Annotated in this window: 23 protein-coding genes; 18 read left to right on the top strand and 5 right to left on the bottom strand. The window is 69.0% G+C overall.

The window, feature by feature from the left end; all coding sequences use genetic code 11:
• Positions 1-77 precede the first annotated feature (77 nt).
• Positions 78-1109 carry a WD40 repeat domain-containing protein gene (locus C4V41_RS06995; RefSeq protein ID WP_146103620.1) on the top strand — a complete coding sequence of 344 codons (1032 nt, stop codon included), beginning with the start codon at positions 78-80 and terminating at the stop codon, positions 1107-1109.
• Between the two features lie 230 nt (positions 1110-1339).
• Here C4V41_RS06995 and C4V41_RS06990 read toward each other — a convergent pair whose 3' ends face one another.
• The gene (locus C4V41_RS06990) at positions 1340-1939 is read right to left on the bottom strand and encodes a TetR/AcrR family transcriptional regulator (protein ID WP_103954953.1); all 600 of its coding nucleotides are present in this window, start codon (positions 1937-1939) and stop codon (positions 1340-1342) included.
• 127 nt (positions 1940-2066) lie between these two features.
• Here C4V41_RS06990 and C4V41_RS06985 point away from each other — a divergent pair, with 127 nt between their 5' ends.
• Positions 2067-2807: an SDR family NAD(P)-dependent oxidoreductase gene (locus tag C4V41_RS06985; protein ID WP_103955660.1), complete on the top strand. Its 741-nt coding sequence runs from the start codon at positions 2067-2069 to the stop codon at positions 2805-2807.
• Between the two features lie 293 nt (positions 2808-3100).
• Positions 3101-3850: an SDR family oxidoreductase gene (locus C4V41_RS06980; protein ID WP_103954952.1), complete on the top strand. Its 750-nt coding sequence runs from the start codon at positions 3101-3103 to the stop codon at positions 3848-3850.
• On the opposite strand, the gene C4V41_RS60625 is transcribed toward C4V41_RS06980, so the two are convergent.
• Entirely contained in the window at positions 3734-4246 is a 513-nt protein-coding gene (locus C4V41_RS60625; RefSeq protein WP_146103576.1) for a hypothetical protein, read from the bottom strand. The genes C4V41_RS06980 and C4V41_RS60625 overlap by 117 nt on opposite strands.
• Before the next feature lie 184 nt (positions 4247-4430).
• On the opposite strand from C4V41_RS60625, the gene C4V41_RS06975 reads away from it, so the two are divergent.
• From C4V41_RS06975 to C4V41_RS06955, 5 genes are all read left to right on the top strand, one after another.
• Complete coding sequence (locus C4V41_RS06975) at positions 4431-5699, top strand: CHAT domain-containing protein (protein WP_103954951.1); 1269 nt, start codon at positions 4431-4433, stop codon at positions 5697-5699.
• A 9-nt stretch (positions 5700-5708) separates the two neighbouring features.
• Complete coding sequence (locus C4V41_RS06970; RefSeq protein WP_103954950.1) at positions 5709-6215, top strand: hypothetical protein; 507 nt, start codon at positions 5709-5711, stop codon at positions 6213-6215.
• Between the two features lies 1 nt (position 6216).
• On the top strand, positions 6217-7743 hold the full coding sequence (locus tag C4V41_RS06965; protein ID WP_103954949.1) for a hypothetical protein: 1527 nt from the start codon (positions 6217-6219) through the stop codon (positions 7741-7743).
• A 10-nt stretch (positions 7744-7753) separates the two neighbouring features.
• Positions 7754-10426, top strand: a complete 2673-nt coding sequence (locus C4V41_RS06960) for a hypothetical protein (RefSeq protein WP_103954948.1) — start codon at positions 7754-7756, stop codon at positions 10424-10426.
• 449 nt (positions 10427-10875) lie between these two features.
• Positions 10876-11085: a hypothetical protein gene (locus C4V41_RS06955; protein WP_200823808.1), complete on the top strand. Its 210-nt coding sequence runs from the start codon at positions 10876-10878 to the stop codon at positions 11083-11085.
• A 207-nt stretch (positions 11086-11292) separates the two neighbouring features.
• Here the strand turns inward: C4V41_RS06955 and C4V41_RS06950 are convergent, their stop codons facing one another.
• Positions 11293-12165, bottom strand: coding sequence for an alpha/beta fold hydrolase (locus C4V41_RS06950; RefSeq protein ID WP_103954947.1), 873 nt, complete (start codon positions 12163-12165; stop codon positions 11293-11295).
• A gap of 239 nt (positions 12166-12404) precedes the next feature.
• Between C4V41_RS06950 and C4V41_RS06945 the strand changes: the two genes are divergently transcribed.
• The 5 genes from C4V41_RS06945 to C4V41_RS06930 all read left to right on the top strand — a co-directional run bounded on the left by C4V41_RS06945 (position 12405) and on the right by C4V41_RS06930 (position 15921).
• The gene (locus C4V41_RS06945; protein ID WP_235029955.1) at positions 12405-12842 is read left to right on the top strand and encodes a hypothetical protein; all 438 of its coding nucleotides are present in this window, start codon (positions 12405-12407) and stop codon (positions 12840-12842) included.
• Between the two features lie 172 nt (positions 12843-13014).
• Complete coding sequence (locus C4V41_RS60620; RefSeq protein WP_146103575.1) at positions 13015-13263, top strand: hypothetical protein; 249 nt, start codon at positions 13015-13017, stop codon at positions 13261-13263.
• Positions 13264-13323: 60 nt separating this feature from the next.
• A complete protein-coding gene (locus C4V41_RS06940; protein ID WP_160150206.1) occupies positions 13324-14019 on the top strand; it encodes a TetR/AcrR family transcriptional regulator in 696 nt (231 codons plus the stop codon).
• Entirely contained in the window at positions 14012-15508 is a 1497-nt protein-coding gene (locus C4V41_RS06935; protein ID WP_103954945.1) for an FAD-dependent monooxygenase, read from the top strand. The genes C4V41_RS06940 and C4V41_RS06935 overlap by 8 nt, the downstream gene beginning before the upstream one ends.
• 11 nt (positions 15509-15519) lie before the next feature.
• Positions 15520-15921, top strand: coding sequence for a nuclear transport factor 2 family protein (locus tag C4V41_RS06930; RefSeq protein WP_160150205.1), 402 nt, complete (start codon positions 15520-15522; stop codon positions 15919-15921).
• Positions 15922-15985: 64 nt separating this feature from the next.
• Here the strand turns inward: C4V41_RS06930 and C4V41_RS06925 are convergent, their stop codons facing one another.
• Positions 15986-16321: a winged helix-turn-helix transcriptional regulator gene (locus tag C4V41_RS06925; RefSeq protein ID WP_235029954.1), complete on the bottom strand. Its 336-nt coding sequence runs from the start codon at positions 16319-16321 to the stop codon at positions 15986-15988.
• A 169-nt stretch (positions 16322-16490) separates the two neighbouring features.
• On the opposite strand from C4V41_RS06925, the gene C4V41_RS06920 reads away from it, so the two are divergent.
• The 4 genes from C4V41_RS06920 (at position 16491) to C4V41_RS62790 (ending at position 19113) form a co-directional block, all read left to right on the top strand.
• Positions 16491-17309, top strand: coding sequence for an NAD(P)H-binding protein (locus C4V41_RS06920; protein WP_103954942.1), 819 nt, complete (start codon positions 16491-16493; stop codon positions 17307-17309).
• Between the two features lie 370 nt (positions 17310-17679).
• Positions 17680-18663 (top strand): aldo/keto reductase, encoded by a 984-nt coding sequence (locus tag C4V41_RS06915; RefSeq protein WP_103954941.1) that lies wholly within the window; start codon positions 17680-17682, stop codon positions 18661-18663.
• 130 nt (positions 18664-18793) lie between these two features.
• Positions 18794-18946 carry a hypothetical protein gene (locus tag C4V41_RS62795; protein WP_200823807.1) on the top strand — a complete coding sequence of 51 codons (153 nt, stop codon included), beginning with the start codon at positions 18794-18796 and terminating at the stop codon, positions 18944-18946.
• Entirely contained in the window at positions 18946-19113 is a 168-nt protein-coding gene (locus C4V41_RS62790; RefSeq protein WP_200823806.1) for a hypothetical protein, read from the top strand. The genes C4V41_RS62795 and C4V41_RS62790 overlap by 1 nt, the downstream gene beginning before the upstream one ends.
• Positions 19114-19127: 14 nt before the next feature.
• Here C4V41_RS62790 and C4V41_RS06905 read toward each other — a convergent pair whose 3' ends face one another.
• On the bottom strand, positions 19128-19994 hold the full coding sequence (locus C4V41_RS06905) for a polysaccharide deacetylase family protein (protein ID WP_103954940.1): 867 nt from the start codon (positions 19992-19994) through the stop codon (positions 19128-19130).
• Between the two features lie 134 nt (positions 19995-20128).
• Between C4V41_RS06905 and C4V41_RS06900 the strand changes: the two genes are divergently transcribed.
• Entirely contained in the window at positions 20129-21028 is a 900-nt protein-coding gene (locus C4V41_RS06900; protein ID WP_103954939.1) for a LysR family transcriptional regulator, read from the top strand.
• The last annotated feature ends 15 nt before the right edge of the window (positions 21029-21043 follow it).

The following is a 21043-nucleotide window of genomic DNA, read 5'->3' as shown; positions in this document are numbered from 1 at the left end:
AGGAGCGCCAGTCACCTCCCCTGTCACAACCGGGTATTTTGCTGATCATTGTCGGGCTCCGCGCTTAAGATCCACCCATGCCTGCACTCCGACCCGTCCTGACCAGCCAGGTGCCCTCCGAAAGCGCCGTCCTGGATTTCGACCTCGTCGTCGTGGCTGAACGCCCTTTGGTGGTGTGCACGCACCATGTCAGCCGGCGCGTCTGCACGTGGGATCCGACGACCGATGAGTGGGCCGAGTACCAACTCGATAATCCGTGGCTTGATGAAGGTAACTCGGACAGGGTGGATTACACCGATCTCACCGCGCTCGGAGCCGCGGTGGTCAACGGCCGGATCGTGGTCGGTGGCGGCGGTGACCACCAGGGTTTCGCGCAATGGGACCTGGAAACCGGCGCGGTACTAGACGGTGCCGAACCCACAAGCGTGAGCTCGGCTCGCGCGGTGACACTCAGCGGACAGACCCTCTTCGTTCTCGGTTTTGCCGCCCCGGGTATGGAGGTGCAGAGCCCGGCGAAGAACGACAGTCTCTTCTGGCTGACCGACGAACTGGAATGCGAAGGGAGCATCGCGGCCGGAACACTGTGGGGACGGTCGGTCATCGCGGCCAACGGCGTGCAGGGCGGCATCACCGTGTGGGACTTCGACGAAGACGAACCCATCGTCGAACTCGACGTGCCCGACGACATCGATGACGGCTTTAACCATTTCGCGCTGGTCACCGTTCAAGACCAGGCGTTCCTGGTCGCGGCCGGAGAACGGGTCCTTGCGGTGTGCGATGTGAGCGACGCCGACGACCCGGTCTGGGCCGAGCCGATCACCGTGCCGGGAGGCAATGTCGAGTGCCTCGATGCCGGTGTCGTGGACGGTCGCGTGGTCGCGGCGACCGGCGGCGAGGACGGCACGCTCTGCCTGTGGGACATCGCGGACCGGCGCCTGCTGGCAGAGCCGAACACCGCGCACCGGCGGGAGGAAAGCGACGCCTCCAGCGAGGTGTTCGCCGTCCGGTTCACCGAACTGAATGCCCGCCCCGCCGTCATCACCGCCGGCCGAGACCACACCGTCCGCCTCTGGGACCTTCCGGAGATCAAAAGCAACGAGTCCCGCTAGGCGTTCACGCCAAGTCCGCATCCACCGCCGAACTATCCGGGGGGCGAGCACGAAGCCGCGGCAGGCGTGCGCGAGTGTGACCGGGGCGGGCTGATCGTTGAGCCGGGTGGCGGCGGTGATGTCGGCGGTCAGTGCCGTCAGGTGGGCGGCCAGGGGCTCGGCGGGGGCGTGTGGGTCGGGGGTGCTCGCCGGACCGGTCGATGGTGCGGTTGGGGCCTCGTGCCCGCGGATTAAGCGCGGAGGGCGTCGATCAGGGCGTCGACGGCAGCGAGTGCGGCAGAGGTGTCGAGCCCGGCGCGGGAGACCAGGGAAAGGCCCTGGACGGTGAACAGCAGGAGCTGCGCCTGGGCCTCGGGGGTGGCGGCCTGGGTGACCTCGCCGTCGGCCTGCGCGCGCCGTAGGCCGGCGGCGACGATCTGGGTGAAGCGGGCGTGCGAGCGGGCCACGATCTCGCGGGCCTCGGCATCGTGCGGGACCAGTTCGGCGGTGGTGTTGCCGATCATGCACCCTTGTGGAACGCCGACGTCGGAGGCGTGCTCCTGCGCCCGGGCCGGGTTGGCGAGGACCTCGCGCAGCGCCGGCAGCACCGGGCCGGCCGCCAGTGCCGTGACCAGCTGGCGCTCGTAGGTGTCCCAGTACAACTGGACCGCCGCCAGGTAGAACTGCCGCTTGTCGCCGAAGGCGCCGTACAGGCTGCCTCGCTCCAGGGCCAGCGCGTCGACCAGGTCCTGAACGGAGGTCTCTCCGTAGCCCCGGGACCAGAACAGCAGGAGCGCGCGCTCCAGGGCCTGGTCTTTGTCGAATGCGCGGGGGCGTCCTGTCCGTGCCATACCCCCAGGGTACGACTTTTTGACCGCTTGCACGAAATACCGTACCGTGACGGCTGAGCGACTTATTGAACGATCACATAGAAGTTGGCGGCGAGTGAACGCGCCGGCGGACGAGAGGCAGGACCACATGGACTTCAACGGAAAGGCGGCACTGATCACCGGATCGGGTGCCATCGGCGGGCTCGGGCACGCGACAGCGAGGATCCTCGCCGCCGGCGGGGCCAACGTGATCATCACCGGCACCGACCCGGAGCGCGCCGCCCGGGTCGTGGACGACGTGCAGGCGAGCGCGGGCGGCTCCGTGCGCTTCATTCCCGCCGACCTGGCCGACCCGCAGGCCGTGCAGCGGTTGGCCGAGGACGCCGGTGCGGTGGACATCCTCGTCAACAACGCGGGTGTCGTCCCGTTCAGCGCGACCGCCGAGCAGGACCTCGCCGCCTACGACGCCGCCTTCGCGGTCAACGTGCGCGCGCCGTTCAGCCTGGTCGCCCGGCTCGCGCCGAAGATGGCCGCCGGCGGGGGCGGCAGCATCGTCAACGTCAGCTCCACGGCGGCCGCCCTGGGCATGCCGCCGATGGCGGTCTACGGCGCCACCAAGGCGGCGCTTGAGTCCCTGACCCGCACCTGGGCGGCCGAGTTCGCCGCCTCCAACGTGCGCGTCAACGCCGTGGCGCCCGGCCCGATGACCACCTCCAAGGTGGTGGCGGCCATGGGCCCGGACCTCGGCGGCATGGGCCTGACGACCGCGCTGAAGCGCACCGCCGACCCGGCCGAGGTCGCCCGGGTCATCGCCTTCATCGCCAGTGACCAGGCCGGCTACGTCACCGGCGCCGTCGTGGCCGCCGACGGCGGCCGGACCGCCATCTGATTCCGGACGCGCCGATACGCGGAGGCGGCCTGGGCGTTCTCCGATCGTCTGTATTCCCATGCCGGGCCTGCCAGGGCCGTACAGGGACTCGGCCACCACCACGACACTCATGCCTCCCGGGGACGAGGCCTGGAAGATCAAGAAATGTGTTTCGGTCCGCCGGGGAAAGCCGTCGGCCACAGCCCTGACCGCAGGCAGGAGCCGCCTGCGGCGGGTGCCCCGTGATGGCGGGAACGGCCCGTCATCGCTACCAGAACGACGCGCCTTTGGCGTGAGTGAGGACATTGAGTTCAATGGGTCGTCTTGACGGAAAGTACGCACTGATCACAGGCGGGACGAGCGGCATCGGCCTCGAGACAGCCCGGCAGTTCCTCGCCGAGGGAGCGGCTGTCGCGATCACCGGCCGCTCGCGGGAACGGCTGGATGAGGTCGCCCGGCAGTTGGACGGCCCGCTGCTGCCCATCCTCAGCGACGCCGGCGACGTGCCCGGCCAGGCGGCGCTCGCGGCGCGGCTGCAGGAGGAGTGGCCGCAGCTCGACATCGTGATGAGCAACGCCGCCGACGTCACCCATCTCTCGATCGAGCAATGGACCGAGGAGGCATTCGACAGGCTCGTCGCCACCAACCTCAAGGGACCGTTTTTCCTGATCAAGGCCTTGCTGCCGCTCTTGTCACGGCAAGCCTCGGTCATTCTCGTCGGCTCGGTCTCGGCTTTCATCGGGCACGAGAACGCGGCGGTCTACGGTGCCGCCAAGGCGGGCCTGCTGTCCCTTTCCCGCGGGCTGACCTATGAGCTGAAGGACCGGGGTGTCCGGGTCAACGGGCTGAGCCCGGGGCCGACCCTCACGGACACGTTCAAGTCGCTTGGCCCCGAGCGGCAGGCCGCCATCTACGACGAACTCCGGCGGACCGTGCCCCTCCATCGCCTAGGGACCGCCACCGAACTGGCGAAGGCAGCCGTCTATCTCGCCTCGGAGGAGTCCGCCTACACCGCGGGCACCGTGCTGCGCGTCGATGGCGGCATCGGGGAGCTTGCCTACTGAGCGCTCGTGCCGCCTCATTACCGGTGTCATCTTTGGTGACCTGGACGTCCTGCGGGACGTCCGGGACCACCAGCTGTGGCGCGGCTTACGGGCCAGCACATCGGCGTCGGCCGCATCGGCCTCACCCGCGAAATCGGCGACCTTCGAAGCGGCGATACCCTCCAGCACCTCCTCGGTGTCGCACACCCCCTCCACCCACGCCAGGTGGGTGGCCTGCTCCTTGAACTTCGACCAGCTCGCCCGCCGCGCCGGCTTCTTCAACCGGTCCAGATCGCTCTTGCCGCCCGGCCCGACCACCAGCAACGCCTCGATCCGGGCACGGTCCCCGGCGCTCAGCCGCCGCCAGATCGTCTGGAAGGTCTGCCCGTTGACCTGGCCGCGGATCGTCGACTCCATGCTGTCCAGCGTCGAGAACGCCGGCAGCTCTTTGGTGACTTGCGCGATTCCCCGTACCTGGAGATACGGCCGTAAGCCTGGGGCACCTCCGTGGACGACCCCGAATACCGGATGGCCTCGTGGCATGGTCGCTGTCACAATCTGATCGATAGCTCGTTGTGACATCCACCACGCTGGAGGTCTCATGCAGGGAGCGACGGGGTCGAGCGGCACACCACGCATCGTCCTCGTTGAATACTTCCTGAGCGACGAGCGCGCCCTTGTCTTCGGCATCACCGCCGACTCCTCTGAAGCGGATCTGGCCACCGTTCCTTTCTCTCGCGCCGAGGTCCGCGCGCTGGCCGAGCGGATCCGGGCGGAGCTGGGCGGGGGCCGTCCGGCGCTGGGCGCGCTGTTGCGTGAGGAGCCGCTGGCCCGGCTGGTGGCGCCCGTGACGCGGTGGGCGCGGCCGGGGGACCTGGTGTACTTGGTTCCGCACGACGTGCTGCACCGGTTGCCGCTGCACGCCGTGCCCGTGGACGACGGGATTGCGCTGTCTCGCCGGAATCCGGTGGTGGTGACGCCGAGCGCGTCCGTGCTGCAGTACTGCCTGGCCAAGAGGACGGAGCGGCGGCGCGACTCCGCGCTGATCGTCGCGGACCCGCCCTCCGATCGCCCCCTGGTCTTCGCCCGCGAGCAGGCGCGGGCGATCGCGTCGCAACTCGGGCACATCCGGATGCTGGTCGGCAGGACCGCCTCACGGGCGGAGCTGCTGGCGGCGCTCGCGTCGAAGGACGCCTCTCCCGCAATCCTGCACTTCAGCGCGCACGGCGTCTTCGACCCCGACGAGCCCATGCGGTCCGGCATCGAGCTGGCCGACGGGCGCCTGAGCGCCCAGGACCTCCTCGGTATGACTCTCGACGTGGATCTGGTGACGCTGGCCGCGTGCGAGACCGGCGTCAGCGACCGGCGGCCGGGCGACGAGCTGATCGGGCTGACCCGCGCCCTGCTCTACGCGGGCGCGCCGTCGGCGCTGGTGACCTTGTGGCGCGTGGACGAGCTGTCGACCAGCATGCTGCTGCGCGACTTCTACGCCGCCCTGGCCGGCGGCACCTCCAAGGCCGAGGCGCTGCGGCAGGCGCAGGCCCTGCTGTGCGAGCGGACGCTCGCGGACGTGCTCGCCCATGCCCGCGAATCACGCGAACGCCTCGGCGACGATCCCGCCGCGACGGCCACCCTGGCCCGCGAGGAGGCCCGCATGCTCGCCCGCTCCGGCGACGGCGAGGCGGCGCTGCGCCTCCTCGCCGACACGCTTAGGACACCCGGCCTGAACGCTTCGGACCTGGAGCTGCTGCGGGTGGCCCAGAAGCGGATCATGCTCGCCGGGCCCGCCACCGACGCCGGGCCCGGGTCCCGGGTGTTCGCGGACCCCTACTACTGGGCTCCTTTCATCCTCGTCGGCGACTGGTACTGAGAGGTGGAGATGGGAGAGGTGACCTCGGGGCGGCCGGTCTCCGAGCTGGCGGACGCCGACTTCCTCCACGGGCAGAGCGTCCCCGAGCAGGTGGGAGAGCGGCCGTTCGTGCTCGTGGACGCGCAGGGCCGCACCGCCGGCCTGGTGGGGCCCACCGGGCCGGGCCCGGCGATCGCGATCCCCGCGGACACCCCGCTCGCGGTGGTCCTCAACTCCGAGGAGGTGCTGGACGCGCTGCTCGCCGGCGCCGACGCGCTGGTCCTCACCGATCTAGGGGAGCGCCCGGTCGGCGTCGTTCCCGTGTCCGTCATCCGCGCCGAGCTGGCCCGCGCGCTGGCCGACCCTCACGAGTTGGGCGCCGGCGGCGGGCTCGGCCGGCCCCGGTCCCTGGCGCCGCCCCTCCGCATCCGCTGCCGGACCTGCGGGGAGGTCAACACCTTCGCCCGCTTTCAGCAGACCCAGACCTACGACTGCGTCTCGGGCCACGAATTCGTGCCGTTCTACGGGGCGGGCTGACGTGGGTGGCCTGTTCGACGCGCTCTTCGGCGCCCTCGATCGCCGGTTGTTCTCCACCGTGCTCATCCCGATCCTGTTCTTCCTGTCCGCACTCGGCGCGCTGATCGCCGCGGGCGTCGGCTGGACGGAGACCCTGCGCTGGTGGACCGGCCTGAACGCCGAGTTACGCGTCCTGCTGGCCCTCCTGGCGCTGGTGCTGGTGCTGCTGTCGGCTCAGCTGTTCGCCGCGCGGCTGCCCGCCCTGATCAAGCGGTATCAGGGCGAATGGCGCGACCTGCCCGGCGGCGAGTGGCTGGCAGGGCGGCTCACCCGCCGGCACCGGGTGTTCTTCCAGTGGCTCACGGAGGAGGATGATCGGTGGGCCTCCTACCCCGTGAGCGAACGGCAGCTCATGCCGACCACGTTCGGCAACATCCTGCGGGGTGCCGCCGAGCACAGCGCCGACCGCTACCGCCTCGACTCCTCCACCGCCTGGCCGCGCCTCTACCCGGTGCTGCCGGAGGCGTTTCGGCAGGCGTTCGCCCTGGCCACCGCGGACCTGGAGCACGCCATCACGATCAGTGCGCTCGGCGGCGCGTTCGCGGTCGTCGGAGGGCTGCTGGGCGCGTTTCTGCTGCCCTGGTACGGGGCGTTCCTCTGCTTGTCCGGCGGCCTGCTGGTCGCCTGGGGCGGCTACCGGGCGGCGATCCGCGCCGCCGAGCCGTACGGGCAGCTCTACCGGGCGGCGTTCGACGTGCACCGCTGGCTGCTGCTGGACGCCATGGGGCTCGACCGTCCCGCTGACTTCGACGCCGAGCTGAAGCAGTGGACCGCGCTCGACCAGATGTGGATGCGCGGCAGCGTCAGCACCGACCGGGCCGCCCACCTCGGCTACCCCAAGGGGCTGCCCCCGGCTCCCGAAGGCGGCGAGTCGGAGCCCACGCCGCTCCCCCCGTCCGCGTCCGAACCTCCGCCGGAGATCGAGCGGCCGCCCAGCGTGGCCACCAGGCCGATACCGCCCTCCCGGGTGCGGCGCTCGCGCACCCGCCCGGTGCTCGTCGCCCTCCTGGCCGTGGTGTTCCTCGGGTGCGCGGTCCTCAGCGTCACCGCGGTCGGGCGGTCCTCCGGGTCCGGCGCCGCCGCCCGCGACCTGCCCGCCTACCACGTGCTCGCCGCCGGCGACGTGACCGGTGCCGCCGCCGACCGCCTGCTCGGCCGGTACACGCTCCGGCCGATCGCGGCGAAGTCGCCGATCGCGCCTGGCGAGCTCGGGCCGCCTCTGCCCAGCGGGCGCCTTACGAGACGTTCCGCCCTCGCGCTCGGGCCGCCCCAGGTGACGGTCATACCCGCGCTGGGCCGGGGAGGGATCATCACGATCCACGTCGTCCCGAAGAACCGGGAAAAGGCCTCTGTCACCGCCTCAGGCGCCGTGGTCCTCGACGTGCTGGGCGAGCGCGGCGTCGTCCTGGCCGTGACCCGCGACCAGCTTGCCGCGCTCACGGCCGCCCTGCCCGACGGCACCGTCCACCTTGTGCTCGAACTCCCGTAGGGAGGGACTCATGCGTGTCAACCTCAGGTTCTTCCGGTATCCGGAGTTCATCGAGAAGACATTCGTCAACGCCGATCTGGCTCTGCGCGTGCGGCAGGAGGGTGCGGTGGTGGCCACCTTCCGGCCGGGCCGGGTCGTGTGGTGGGCGCTGGTCGGCCTGCTGGCCGTCGAGCCGTACACCGCGGTGTTGCGGGCCGGACCGGGCGCGCTGACATGCGTGGCCGCGCTGGGGTTGGCGCTCGGGCTCCTCGGCTGCCTGGCGGCGCTGGCCGCCGGCGCCGCGATGGTGACAGGCGGCATGCCGTTCGCCGATCTGTCCTGGTGGACGATCCCGCTGCTGGCCGGCTGGGTCGTCGGGGCGCTGCCCTGGCCGCTGGCGAAGGCGCGGATCGCCAAGACGTTCTGCATCCTGGCGCCGATCGCGCCGATCACCGCCCTCTGGGTGCACGCCCGCTCGTGGCCTACCGCCCTGATCACCCTACTCATCATGTACGTGCTGCTGATCCGCCCGCACTTCGGCCTGGTGGGCGTCACCACGGCGGGGCTGACCCGCTGGCACCGCGGCCAGATCTGGCTGGGCGCGGTCATCTGGCTGCTCGGCATGACGCTGCTCGCCCTGGGGCCGGCGGGAGCCTGGTTCGTCCGGACGTGGCCGGCCGGCGTGCTGGGATTCGTGCTGGGCACGGTGTGCGTGGCGGCGGCCATGCTGGTCGTGAAGTTCGTGTACCTGCTGGTCGGCAGGGGCTCGCTGGCCAAGGTCACGCTCATCAAGGCCCCCGCGGGCATGCGGCTCAACCGCGACAGGTTCTCCGGCCTGTACGGGGCGGAGCTGGGCCTGGCCTGGTTCTGCGTGACGGCGGCGGGCGTCTTCCACGACGACCTCGGCGCCCTGATCGGCTCCACCATCGCCCTCGTGCTCTTCTCCACGCGCTACGCCGAACGCCGGATCGAGGTCCCCATCCGCCACACCATCGACCGCCTCGACGCCGCGCACTATCTGTTCTCCGTGTGGCTGCGCCGCGAACAGCTCCGGCTCGCCTGGTCCGACGACCTCGGCAGGGCACTGAGTGTCATGGAGCGGATCCGCCTCGCCCGCAATCGGCTGCGGCCGGAGCACCAGCGCAAGGCTCGGCAGCTCGAGCGCTTGTGGAACATCCACGCCAACTCCGCCCTCCAGCTCGTGGAGGTCATGACCGACGAGAGTGAGAAGACGGCTCTAGGCGACGTCGACGACACGCTCTGGCTGCCCTTCGAGCGAGCCGAGGGCCGCCCGCCGCTGCTGGACGTCGCGCTCAGATGGGCGGACGAGGCCCTGTCCCTGCTCGACCTGGCCGACAGCACCTACCCGTGGCTGCTGACGGCCAAAGAGCCCCTGCGTTCCACCTACGCCGCGTACCGCTGCTATCTCCACACCGTCCGCGGGCTGGCCAACCGCCTGCACGGCCGCCACGAGGAGTCGGTCATGGAGTACTGGACCGCCGCGCGGCTGTACCGGGACACCGGGGCGGTCAACGCGGAGGCGATGGTCCTGGTGAACATCATCACGACCTTTCCAGGCGTCGATCCCCGACGGCCGACCGCGCGGCGTACGGTGCCGCTGGCCGAGGCTGACGCCGGGGTGCTGCGCGCCACGACGGACGAGCGGGTGCACCCCGAGGTGCGCCGGGAGATCGCCGTGACCGCCGCACTGATGCACGCCTCCTACGGCGACCTCCGGTCCGCCGAAGAGCTCCTACGGCGGGCCGCCGCCCTGCCACCCGCCCAGCCCGGCACGACGACGATGGGAGTGGAGACGATCGTCGCCGACGCGGACACCATCCGGAGCAGCGTCGGGAGGCATGAGATGCGCCTCTCACGCAACCCCACCGACTACGGCCGGCTCCTGCGCGGCGAGGTGACCGCCGCCCACTTCCAGCCCGGCTCCTTCCTGAGCAATCCCTGGATCCTCCGCGAGCTCATCAACGGGAGCGTCCCTGCCCCCGGCCAAGACCGGCTCGCCCGGGGCATCATCGGCATCGCCCAGCCGGACGGTTTCAGGGTCGAGATCCCCGACACCATGGTCATCGAGGAGTGGATCGAGCGCACGGAGAAGCGCGGAGGTTTCGCGATGAGCGCCCAGTTCCACGAACTGCTCGGCCTCGCACTCCGCCGGCTCGACCCGTACCCGGCCGCGGGTCATCTCATCGCCGCCCTCGACCACCTGCAGACGGTGCACTTCGCCATCATCGACGACGAACTGCGCGGCGCGGCCCGAGGCGCCGCCGAGAGGTCCGCCGAGCTCGTGATCGACCACCTGGCCACGCTGGCCACCCAGCCGGTGCCGCCCGGCGTGCAACCTGAGCCGGGCGACCTCGCGGCCCACGTCGTCCGCACGGTGAAGTCCAGGGCACTGAGCGAGCTGCTCGGCGAGACCGTTCCCACGCCGGGCGACGACGCGCTGATGACGCGCGAGCAGGAGGCCCGAGCGCGCTACCAGGACGCGCGGGCCGCGGGCGACCACGACCGGCTTCGGCAGGCCAGAGAGGAGCTCGAACACTGCTGGGGCGAGCTCATCGAGCTCGGCGGACCCGGCGCGGAGTACGCGAGCCTGCGGGCGGGCTTGCCCATCGAACCGGAGCGCATGCCGGCACTACTCGCCCAGCTCGCCTCCCCCAGACGACCGCCTCAGTTACAGGCGACGTGATGTAGAGCAGGTCGCGGTCCCGGAAGAAGCTGCGGACAAGCTCAGGCGTTGCCTGGAGTCGGTCAACGGCTCGCCCGCTCCTGTCCGTCAACTCCTCTACGGAGCGGACGATGGCCCGGCCAACTCGATCATGGTGAAATCGACCCAGGGCGCGGTTCCGGTCTCTCGATCGGTCCGTTTCCCTGGGCCGTTTCCCGCGCCCGGCGTGCCCCTCTCAAGGCACCGGGCGCTCCACAAGCCCCGTGCAGTGTCGCTCTGAGTGGCCTCATGTCTTGCTCGGCCAGGGCGAGGGGATGACTGATCCTCGGTAGCGGTAGCGCGTCGTGCGCACCTTTGCCGGGTTGAACAGTTCTCGTTCCTCGCTGGCTGGCCTGTTCCGCGTCAAATGCAGCCACGATGGCTGACCTGTGGTTTGACGGGTTCCGTACCTGCAGACAAGATTGCGTCTTGTGTTTGTCCGCCTGCTCTATCTGATCATGCTCCGGGTGTTCGGCTGGCTGATGTTGCTGGGCCGCGGCCAGGCGTCGAAGGATGCAGAGATCATGGTGTTGCGTCATGAGGTGGCGGTGCTGCGGCGTCAGGTCGGACGGCCAAAGCCGGACTGGGCCGATCGGGCGCCCGCGTCGAACTTGGGGCCTTTCCCTGGCCTTTCCCCTTGAACGTGGACACCTTGGAACGCAGGAAGTCGGCCCACGTGGTGGATGCTCGCTGGGGTGCCGGATCAAGGCATTCAGGCGCAAGGTAGGTCTGCGGCATGCGTTGCATGCGCCGTGCACGTGGCCGTACGGGCTGCTGCAGCGTTCCTTGTCCGCCAACTGCTGCCGGTACGGCTTGGCGGCCCGGCCGCCAAGCCGTACCCGGCCTTGCTAGATCGCCGCCTTGTCCAGAATGGCGGCCACCTCATCGGCCCTGAACAGGAACCCCACGTGTGAGGTGTCCAGGGTGTGCACGTCGTACGGGTTGCCGGGCGTCAGGGCGTCCGCTTCGGCGATCAGCCTGTCCTGCATGGCCACCGGGAGGGCCCGGTCGCCGGTGAGGCGGATGTAGGTGCGGGCGATCGTGCCCCAGGTGCCGGCGTCGACGCGGGCGTCGGCCGTCATCACCGCGATCGACTCGTCCGGCTGCAGGATGTTGAGGAAGGCACGGAACTGCTCGTCGGTGACGTCCGCCAGGGTCGCGGCCTTGAGCGCGTTGAGCAGTTCCACGTCTGCGGTGCGGTAGTTGGCCCGGCCGACACCGAGCTGTGCGGGGTCGCCGACGTTGAACGCGTACAGCGGGCCCATCAGGTTGTCGGCGAACTCCGGCTCCTGCATGTACTCGATCGGGTTGGCGCGTTGCACGCACGACCAGGCGGAGATGTAGACGAGCCGATCCACCAGTTCGGGGATGGCGTTGCCCACACCGGTGATGGTGACGCCGCCGAGGCTGGCCGCCACCAGCACCACGGGCCCGTGCTCCGCCACGCGTCGGACCACGTCGACAACCGCGTCGACGTTGTCCCGCAGGGTGACCCCGGCCAGCGTGGACGGCTCGGCCGCCCACGCGTCGAGGTCCTGGGGGGCCTGGAAGGCGAGCGGGTACTGCGCGTCGAGGCCATGGCCCGGCAGATCGACGGCGAAGCTGCGGTGGCCGAGCAACGCCAGTTCGCGCTGGACGGGAGCCCACATGAAGGAACTCGTGCCGGAGCCGTGGACCAGCACGAACGTAGGCGACGACGAGTGGTTGGAGATGGATCGCATGAAGAACAGTCCGTTTCGATGAAAGGCATGGCGAACATGCCTGCATTGCCGGGGAACGGCATGCGGCTGCCGGACGAGAACGCAGCAGGACAAGCCGTGAAATGAAGCCGGCGGTCGGCGGCGGGCGAGCTCCCTGTGGTGCGCTGCTTGTGCTGTGGCACCTGTCTGCGGGGTCGCCTCAACTGGCGCTGGTCGCTGAACGACCGGCGGGCAGACCGCGTCAGCTGTTACGAAGACGGATGAACTTCTGGATCATGCCTGTCACCATAGCAGGGGTCGGTCACCAGCAGGACGCCGCTCCCAGAGCCCTGACCTGTGCTGGTGGTGGTCATGCGACACGCTTGACCGGCAAGATGGCGGCCATGTCCGTCATCCCCGCCTCCGCCAAGACCTTCCTGCGCCAGCGGCTCCGCGAGCACGCCAGAAAGAGTTGGCCCCAACTGGCCATGGTTTACGTGCGCTTTCGCGCGTCGTATGGCTACGTCAGCGTGAAATTGATCGACGGTGATGTCCTGCCGTCGATGCGCCTGCGCTATGACAGGTCAGCCGACCGCTGGGGAGTGGCCATTTACTCGGCGCGCAAAGGCGGCTACGAAGACCAGCTTGGGTTCACCGGCAGCCCAGAAGACTCCCTCGACTTCATGTGCGACCCATACCTGACCAAGGCTGACCGTTGAAGCCAGCCCGCCCACACGATCGACTCTCACGTCAACCTCCGAAGGACTTCCGAAGCCGACCACTGCCGGGGTGCCCGTCCATGTGCCCGAATATCGCGGTTCGGGTGACCTTTGCGGGCTGAGTTGTCCGGCTAGAGCTCATCTGACGCTACCGCGTTCCGTCGCCGATGTGATGTCCGATCACGTGGTCTTCGAGGTCGAAGCAATCGATCGGATGCTGCTGCACCTCTATCAGCCGCGACTGCAGTACGCACCCGGGGTGTCCATTTTCCTTGTTGTCCATTGTGGCAACAAGTACGCCTCATCTGTGCCGACATCCATCACCACATCGCGGCTCATGATCTGGACCTGGTGCGGAGACTTCGCCAGAGGCGAGGCGGCCCTCCTCGGCTGCGGAAATGCGCCGCCGACCAGCCGGTGATGTGAGTCACAGATCGCAATGGGCTAGAAAAGTAAGCGATCGATCACATATATTTCAGCCGTGAGCACGGAACCTCAACGGCCCCGGCGGCCGGGACGCCCGCCCAAGTCCGAGGCCCAGGACACCAAGGGCGCGCTGATCGAAGCGGCGCTGGACCTGTTCGCCCGGCACGGCTATGGCGGCACCTCGGTACGCGCCATCGCCCAGGCCACCGGGCTGAGCGAAAGCGTCCTGTACCGGCATTTCGCGAACAAGCAGGCGATCTTCGAGGAGGTGCTGTTCCAGGCCGGCGTCGGGCTGTTCGAAAGCCAGCGCGCACAGGTGGATCCCGCGCTGGCGGCACACGATCCCGCCGCCTTCCTGCGCGCCCTGGCCAGGAACCTGGTGACCGCCTGGACAGAGCCCCGCAACCGCCTGCTGACCAGCGTCCTGGTCAGGGCCATCGGCGACAGCCACCTTCAGGTGATCTCAACGTTCAAGACCGCCCAGGAGGAGATGAGCCACCTGATCGCCCACTGGATCGGCGCCGGCCTCATCCCGCCCGACCGCGGCAGGCCCGACCAGCTCGCATGGGAGCTGTTCGCACCGGCCGCGTTCGTCCGGCTGCTGTACCTGCACGCCGAAGCCGACCCGGACACGCAGCGGGCCGGACACGAGCTCGTGCTGGCCCATGCCGAATTCTTCATCGCCCGGGTGCTGCCCACCTCGGCAAAGCCGACAGCCGTTTCGACCGACTCGGGAGACGACCATGACTGACACCCAGGTTCTCGTGGCAGGCGCGGGCCCCACCGGGCTTATGCTGGCGGCCGAACTGGCCCTTCGGGGCGTCGCATGCCGTGTCGTGGAGCAACGCGCGCAGGAGTCGAACCTCACCCGCGCCTTCGGGGTGCACGCGCGGACACTGGAACAGCTCGACATGCGCGGGCTCGCCGACCCGCTGGTGACGCAGGGAATCCAGGTCGCCGAGATCCGGCCCACCTTCGGCCGGGCATCGGTACGGCTGCCGATGCGGCACCCGGAAAGCCGGTTCCCCTACGTCCTGATCGTCGCGCAGGCACGTACCGAGGCCATGCTGACCGAACGGGCCCGCGCGCTGGGAGTGGAGATCGTACGCGGTGCCAAGGTCGTCGACGTGCGGGAAGACGGCGACGGCGTCGAGGCGACCATCGAAGGAGCTGACGGCACGCGAACGGAGCGGGCCGGCTACGTGGTCGGCTGCGACGGTGCCCACAGCCAGGTCAGGCGGAGCATGGGCGTGGGGTTCTCCGGGTCCACCTACGCCACGCACATCCTGCTCGCCGATCTCCGCCTGGCCGACGCCGACGTGATGGCTGTGCGGACCTTCGTGGGACGGGACGGCATGGTGTTGATGCCGCCCTTCGGCGACGGCTGGGTACGCGCGGTCATCTGGGACCGCCGGCGCCAGGATGTGCCGCTCGACGAGCCTTTAGGCATCGAGGAGGTGGCCGCGTCGCTGAACCGGCTGGCGGGTCACGACCTCGGCGTGCGTGAAATGCGATGGTCGACCCGCTTCCGCAGTGAGCGCCGCCAGGCGGACGCCTACCGCAAGGGGCGCGTGTTCCTGGCCGGCGATGCCGCCCACGTTCACTCTCCGCTCGGCGCCCTCGGTATGAACACCGGCATCCAGGACGCGATGAACCTGGGCTGGAAGATCGCCGCCGCGGTCCACGGCTGGGCCGCGCCCTGGCTGCTGGACTCCTACCACCCCGAACGCCATCCCGTCGGTGCGGCCGCCCTGCGCCTCACCGACCTGCTCCAGCGCATCAGCGTGGCTCCGGCCCCCATCCGGGCCATCCGCCCCTTCCTGGCGCGAGGCGCGCTCGCCATACCCGCGATCAGCGACACGCTGCGCCGACGCGTGGCGGGCCTGTCCATCGCCTATCCACCGCAAGACCCCGGCCACGCGCACGCCTGGGAAGGCCGCCGAGTCGCCGATGCCCCGCTATCCACCGGTCGCCTGTACGAGGCACTGCGCCCCGGCCGGTTCCTGCTGGTCCAGCGCGGCGACACCAAGCCACTGGACACCGGCGACCGGGCCGATCGTCTCGACACCGCGCGCCTGGCCGAGACAGCGGACTCCGCGATCCCGGCGGTGATGCTGGTCAGACCCGACGGATACGTCGCCTGGGCCGCAGACGAGGGCACCAAAGATCATCCCGACGAGGTCCGCACCGCGTTATCCCGGTGGTGCGGACCGGCCCACAACCACACCCCGACCACATGAAGGAGACGAACATGAGTGTCGAGCGTTCCCCACAAGAAGCCGTGACCGCCCTGTACGACGCCTTCCTCGCGGGTGACTTCGGGGCGGTGGAACTCGTGCTGGCCGACGACGTCCAGTACACCTACCTCAGCGGCGGGCCGTCCCCCCAACGACTCACGCGGCGCGGGAAGGCCGAGGTCCGCTCGTTCTTGATGGACATATCCCAACAGGCTGACCTGCAGGACTTCTCCGTCCACCGCATCCTGCCGAGCGCCACAACGGTGGTCGTCCAGGGGTCGGAGACCGCGCGCCTGAAACAACAGGGCATCGCGGTGACCAGTGACTGGGTGCAGGTGTTCGATGTCCAGGCCGGGGCCATCACTCACATGGCTGAATACAGCATTCCGGTGCCCTCCCCGACCGCCGAATCCTAGCCGCCGGCCGTAGTCACGTTGGCGCGCATTCTGCGCCAGCCCATGTTCCGGTGAACCCATCGGGTCAGGTTCGGCGGCTGCGGACCGGTTCCCTGGCATCGTAGTCCTGCCGGGCCTGCTCGACCTTGCCCAGGTTGATCGACCACTCGCCGAGTGCTGCGAACAGCGGCGCCAGGCTTCGTCCCAATTCGCTGATCTCGTACTCCACCCGCGGCGGAACCTCGGGGTGGTAGGTGCGCACGACGAGTCCGTCGCGTTCCAGTTGCCGTAGCCGTTCGGTCAGCACTTTGGGCGTGATCGTGGTGATACGGCGTTCCAGCTCCACGAACCGATGCCGCCCGTGTTCATTGAGCACCCAAAGGATGGGAGTGGTCCAGCGGCTGAAGACGATGCCGACCACCGGGGCGATCGGGCACGCCTGTTCCGGGGCGACGTCGACAGGGGTCGTTCAGGCTGTGTCGCTGGTCACAATGAGTCCTTCCTCCTATTACTTTCGTCTAGGTACCTACTATCTCGGCACCAGTAGCTTCCATCGAGTCCACAAAGGGCGTCGACAACTGGGAGTGAACATGATTGTGGTGACCGGAGCCACGGGCAACGTCGGGCGGCCGCTCGTGCAGGCGCTTGTCGCGGCCGGCGAGCAGGTGACGGCGGTGTCACGAAGGATCTCAGACGTGCCGGTGGGGGTGCGGCACCAGCAGGCCGACCTGGCCGAGCCGGAGAGTCTCAAGCCCGCCCTCCAAGGAGCCGAAGCGCTGTTCGTGCTGACCTCCCCCGACTTCATGGCGAACGGCGATCTCGGTGACGTCATGAACGTCGCGCGGACGGCCGGCGTCCGGCGGGTCGTGTTGCTGTCCTCCCATGGTGTAGGAACGCAACGCCACCCCTCGCATCTGGAAGATGCCGTCAAGCGGTCGGGTCTGGAATGGACGATGTTGCGGCCGGGCAACTTCGACTCCAACGCGTTCCAGTGGGCCGATTCGGTCCGCGCGCACCGGGTGGTCCGGGCGCCGTTCGGCGCCGTCGCGGTCCCGGCCATCGACCCGGCCGACATCGCCGAGGTCGCCGCCGTCGCTCTGCGCGAGCCGGGCCACGAGGGCAACATCTACACGCTGACCGGACCGGCACCGGTCTCACCCCGGCAGCAGGCCACGGCGATCGGGGACGCCTTGGGCGAGTCGGTGAGGTTCATTGAGCAAAGCCGCGCGGAGGCGCGGAACCAGATGCTGGCATACATGCCCGAACCGGTCGTTGAGGCCACCCTCGGCGCCCTCGGCGCACCGTCCGCCGCCGAGCAGCGGGTGAGCCCCGACGTCGAGCGGATCCTCGGCCGTCCACCCCGCGCCTTCGCCGAGTGGGCGGTGCGCAACATCGCGGCCTTCAAATAGTCCGTCCGGAGACCGGATATGGCACCGCTACCGGCCCCGGCCATGGCCCGCCTGGCCGAGGCCGCACGACTGGGTCCACCACGTTCGCCTACCTGCAGACCACGATGCACGCAAAGGATTCGGACCGACCGACCGTATCGGGCAGCACGTTCTGGCCCAAGCCATCGCCACCGGTCATGACGTCACGGCGGTGGCGCGCAATCCAGCCAAACTCAGTCCCGGCTGCTGGCGTGGAGGCTGGGGGGCAATGACAGGGACTCTCACCTGCGCTTCGGACGTGTCTAGCGTGGGGACGTGGCATGCGGGACGCGAGGGCGAACATCGCCCTCAACGGTCTGGCCGCTACTCAAATCACTGAAAGGGCCATCTGATGGATTACACACTGCTCGGCAGTTCGGGCCTGAAGGTCAGCCGAATCGCGCTCGGGTGCATGAGCTTCGGCCGGCCCGCCCCGGGGCGAAGCTGGACCCTCGACGATGACGCGGCCGAGCCGATCTTCCGGCAGGCACTGGAGTTGGGCATCACGTTCTGGGATACCGCGAACGTCTACGGCATGGGCACCAGCGAAGAGATCGTCGGGCGTGCGATCAGGAAGTACACGACCCGCGAGCAGATCGTGCTGGCGACCAAGCAGTGGGGGCCGATGCACGACGGCCCCGGCGGTTCTGGGCTGTCGCGCAAGGCGATCATCGAGCAGACCGACGCGTCGCTGCGACGACTGGGCACCGACTACATCGACCTGATGCAGATCCACCGCTTCGATCCGAACGTCCCCGTCACCGAGACGATGGAAGCGCTGCACGACGTGGTCAAGTCCGGGAAGGTGCGCTACATCGGCGCCTCATCGATGTGGGCCTGGCGGTTCGCCAAGATGCAGTCCGTGGCCGAGCTGCACGGCTGGACGAAGTTCATCTCCATGCAGGACCAATTCAGCCTCACCCACCGCGAAGAGGAGCGAGAGATGTTCGGCCTGCTGGCCGACCAGGGCGTGGGCTCGATCCCGTGGAGTCCGCTGAACGCCGGGATCAACGCGCGCCCGTGGGGGGATCAGAGCACCGAGCGGGCGAGGCAGAACCCGAAGGTCGACATGTTCGGCAACCCGCTGTATCTCGACAGCGACAAGGCGATCGTCGACGCCACGGAGAGGATCGCCGTTGACCGCGGCGTACCGATGGCGCAGATCGCGCTCGCCTGGGTGTTGCGCAATCCGGTCGTCGCCTCCGTTCTGGCCGGCCCCACCAAGCCGCACCACCTCGCCGACGCGGCGGCCGCGCTGAAGATCGCGCTCACCGACGACGAACTGCGCGCCCTGGAGGAGCCGTACGTGCCTCGCACGCCCACCTATTTCCAGTAAAGCCTGCGAACGCCGAGCCCCACTAGGGAGGCCGCCGGCCCGGCACGCCGTCGCGGCCGACCCATCCCGACCCGCGAGGACCTGACTTCCGGCCCGAGTGGGCGCCACCGATCACACGAGGAGGAGCCTCATGCAGAGCGTCATTCTGAACAACGGCGTCCAGATGCCGATCCTGGGGTTCGGGGTCTTCGCCACCAAACTCTGGGTCCAGGACAACCCCGCCGAAGAGCACACCCGGCGGGCGTTCGAGACTTCGGCCTGGACTACCTCGACCTGTACCTGATGCACCAGCCCTACGGCGACGTCTACGGCCAGTGGCGGGCGATGCGGGCCCTGCAGCACAAAGGGCGGATCCCTGACCGGGCGGTCGACCTCGTCGACCACAACGACATCACCCCGGCGGTCAACCGGCAAGACGTGTCAGGATCTCACGCCGAAAGCGGAGCATGAGGCACACGCGGCGGTCATGGTGTCATGGCGGTTGTGCGTGCGTAGTGCTCGGCGATCTCGTCGCTGGTCGTCAGCCACACGCCGGGGTGGTCGGCGACATATTCCAGCGCCTGGTCCAGGTACTTCGCCCGGAACGGCTGGCCGGTGACGAACGGGTGCAGAGCCAGCGCCATCACCCGGCCACTGTCGGCCGAGTCGGCATAAAGCTGATCCAGTTGATCCTTGACCACCTGGACGAAGTCCGGACCGCTGACGGCATGCATCGTGAACAGGCCGAGGTCGTTGAGCTCAAGGGAGTATGGCACGCTCAGCATCCCGGGCACCTTCAACCGGTACGGCTGGTCGTCGTTGGTCCAGTCCAGCACGTAGTTCAAACCGAGTTCGGCCAGCAGCGAGGGTGTCTGGAAGGTTTCGGTCAGCGCCGGCCCCAGCCAGCCGCGCGGCCGGTGACCGGTGGCCTTCTCGATGGTCTCGACAACGGCGGTCAGGTAGGCGTGCTCATCGGCGGCCACCTCGGTCTGCAGGGTCGAGTTGTTCTTGCCGTGGGCCAGCCAGGCCCAGTCCCGAGCCCGGCCTGCCTCGATGATCTGCGGGTAGCGCTCGGCGACATCGGAGTTGAGTAACACGCTCGGACGAATTCCGTGACGGTCGAACACCTCGATCATCCGCCAGATGGCCACGCGCGGTCCGTAGTCACGCCAGCCGTAGTTCAGCGGATCAGGCACCAGCGCCGCGGTCGCCTCATTGAGGCTCGTGGACGGGCGATCCACCAGGAAGTGCTCCACGTTGAGCCCCACGTAGAAGGCGACTCGGGCGCCACCTGGCCAGTGGATCGGCGCACGCTCGACGATCGGGCTGTAGTCGAACAGGTCATTCTCCATGATCGTTCTTTCTGGGAGATCGGTGCCGGCCCCGAGGGGTGACCTGCGCCATCCACTGTGCGACATGACGGAAAGCCCCAACAAGCAGGCAAAATAGAACAGTCATTTAGCCACGTTCAACGATCGGGGGCCGGATGCTCGACCGGGTCGAACTGGAATCGTTCCTGGTTCTGGCCGAGGAACTGCATTTCGGCCGCACCGCGCAGCGCCTGCATGTGACCACCGGCCGGGTCAGCCAGGCCATCAAACAGCTCGAACGACGCGTGGGCGTGCCGCTGTTCGAACGCACCAGCCGCTTTGTCCGGCTCACGGCCGTCGGCAGCCGGCTCTACGACGACCTGCGTCCGGCATGCGACCAGATCGAGGCAGGGCTGGCCCGGGCGATCGCCAGCGGTCGCGGGATCCGCGGTGTGCTGCGGGTCGGCTACTCCTCGCCATGGTGCGGCGACCTGGTGGTCAGGGCCGCGGACGTCTTCCGCGTACGCCACCCCGGCTGCGAGGTCCACATCCAGGAGGTACAGCTCCGTGACCCTCTCGGCCCTCTGCGCGCGGGCGAACTCGACCTCCAGCTCACCGAGTTCCCCATCGACGAGCCCGACATCACCACCGGTCCCGTGATCTACACCGAGCCCCGGGCCCTCATGGTCGCCTCCGGCCACCCGCTGGCACGCCACGAGTCGGTGTCCCTGGAAGACCTCGCCGAGACGACCCTCGTGAGCATCTCCGGCCAGGTTCCGGCGTACTGGCTCGAATACCACTACCCACGCCACACCCCGGCAGGCAGACCGATCCCGCAGGGCCCAGCGGTCGGCTTCTGGCAGGAGACGCTGTCCCACGTCTCCGCAGGCAAGGTGGTATCCACCGCCGCCGCCCGCGCCGCCCACTACTTCTCCCACCCCGGCGTCACCTACGTCCCGTACCGCGATGCCCCGCCCATCGAATACGGCCTGCTGTGGCCGGCCGCCGCCGAGAACACCCGCGTCCGCGCCTTCGTCCACATCGTCTGTGACCTGGCCACAGCATCACGCGCGTGATCTCTGCCCGCTCGG

Source organism: Nonomuraea solani, from assembly GCF_900108335.1.
In the GTDB taxonomy this organism is placed as follows: domain Bacteria; phylum Actinomycetota; class Actinomycetes; order Streptosporangiales; family Streptosporangiaceae; genus Nonomuraea; species Nonomuraea solani.
The sequence above is the reverse complement of the archived record's forward strand: the minus strand, read 5'-3'. Positions and strand labels throughout refer to the sequence as shown.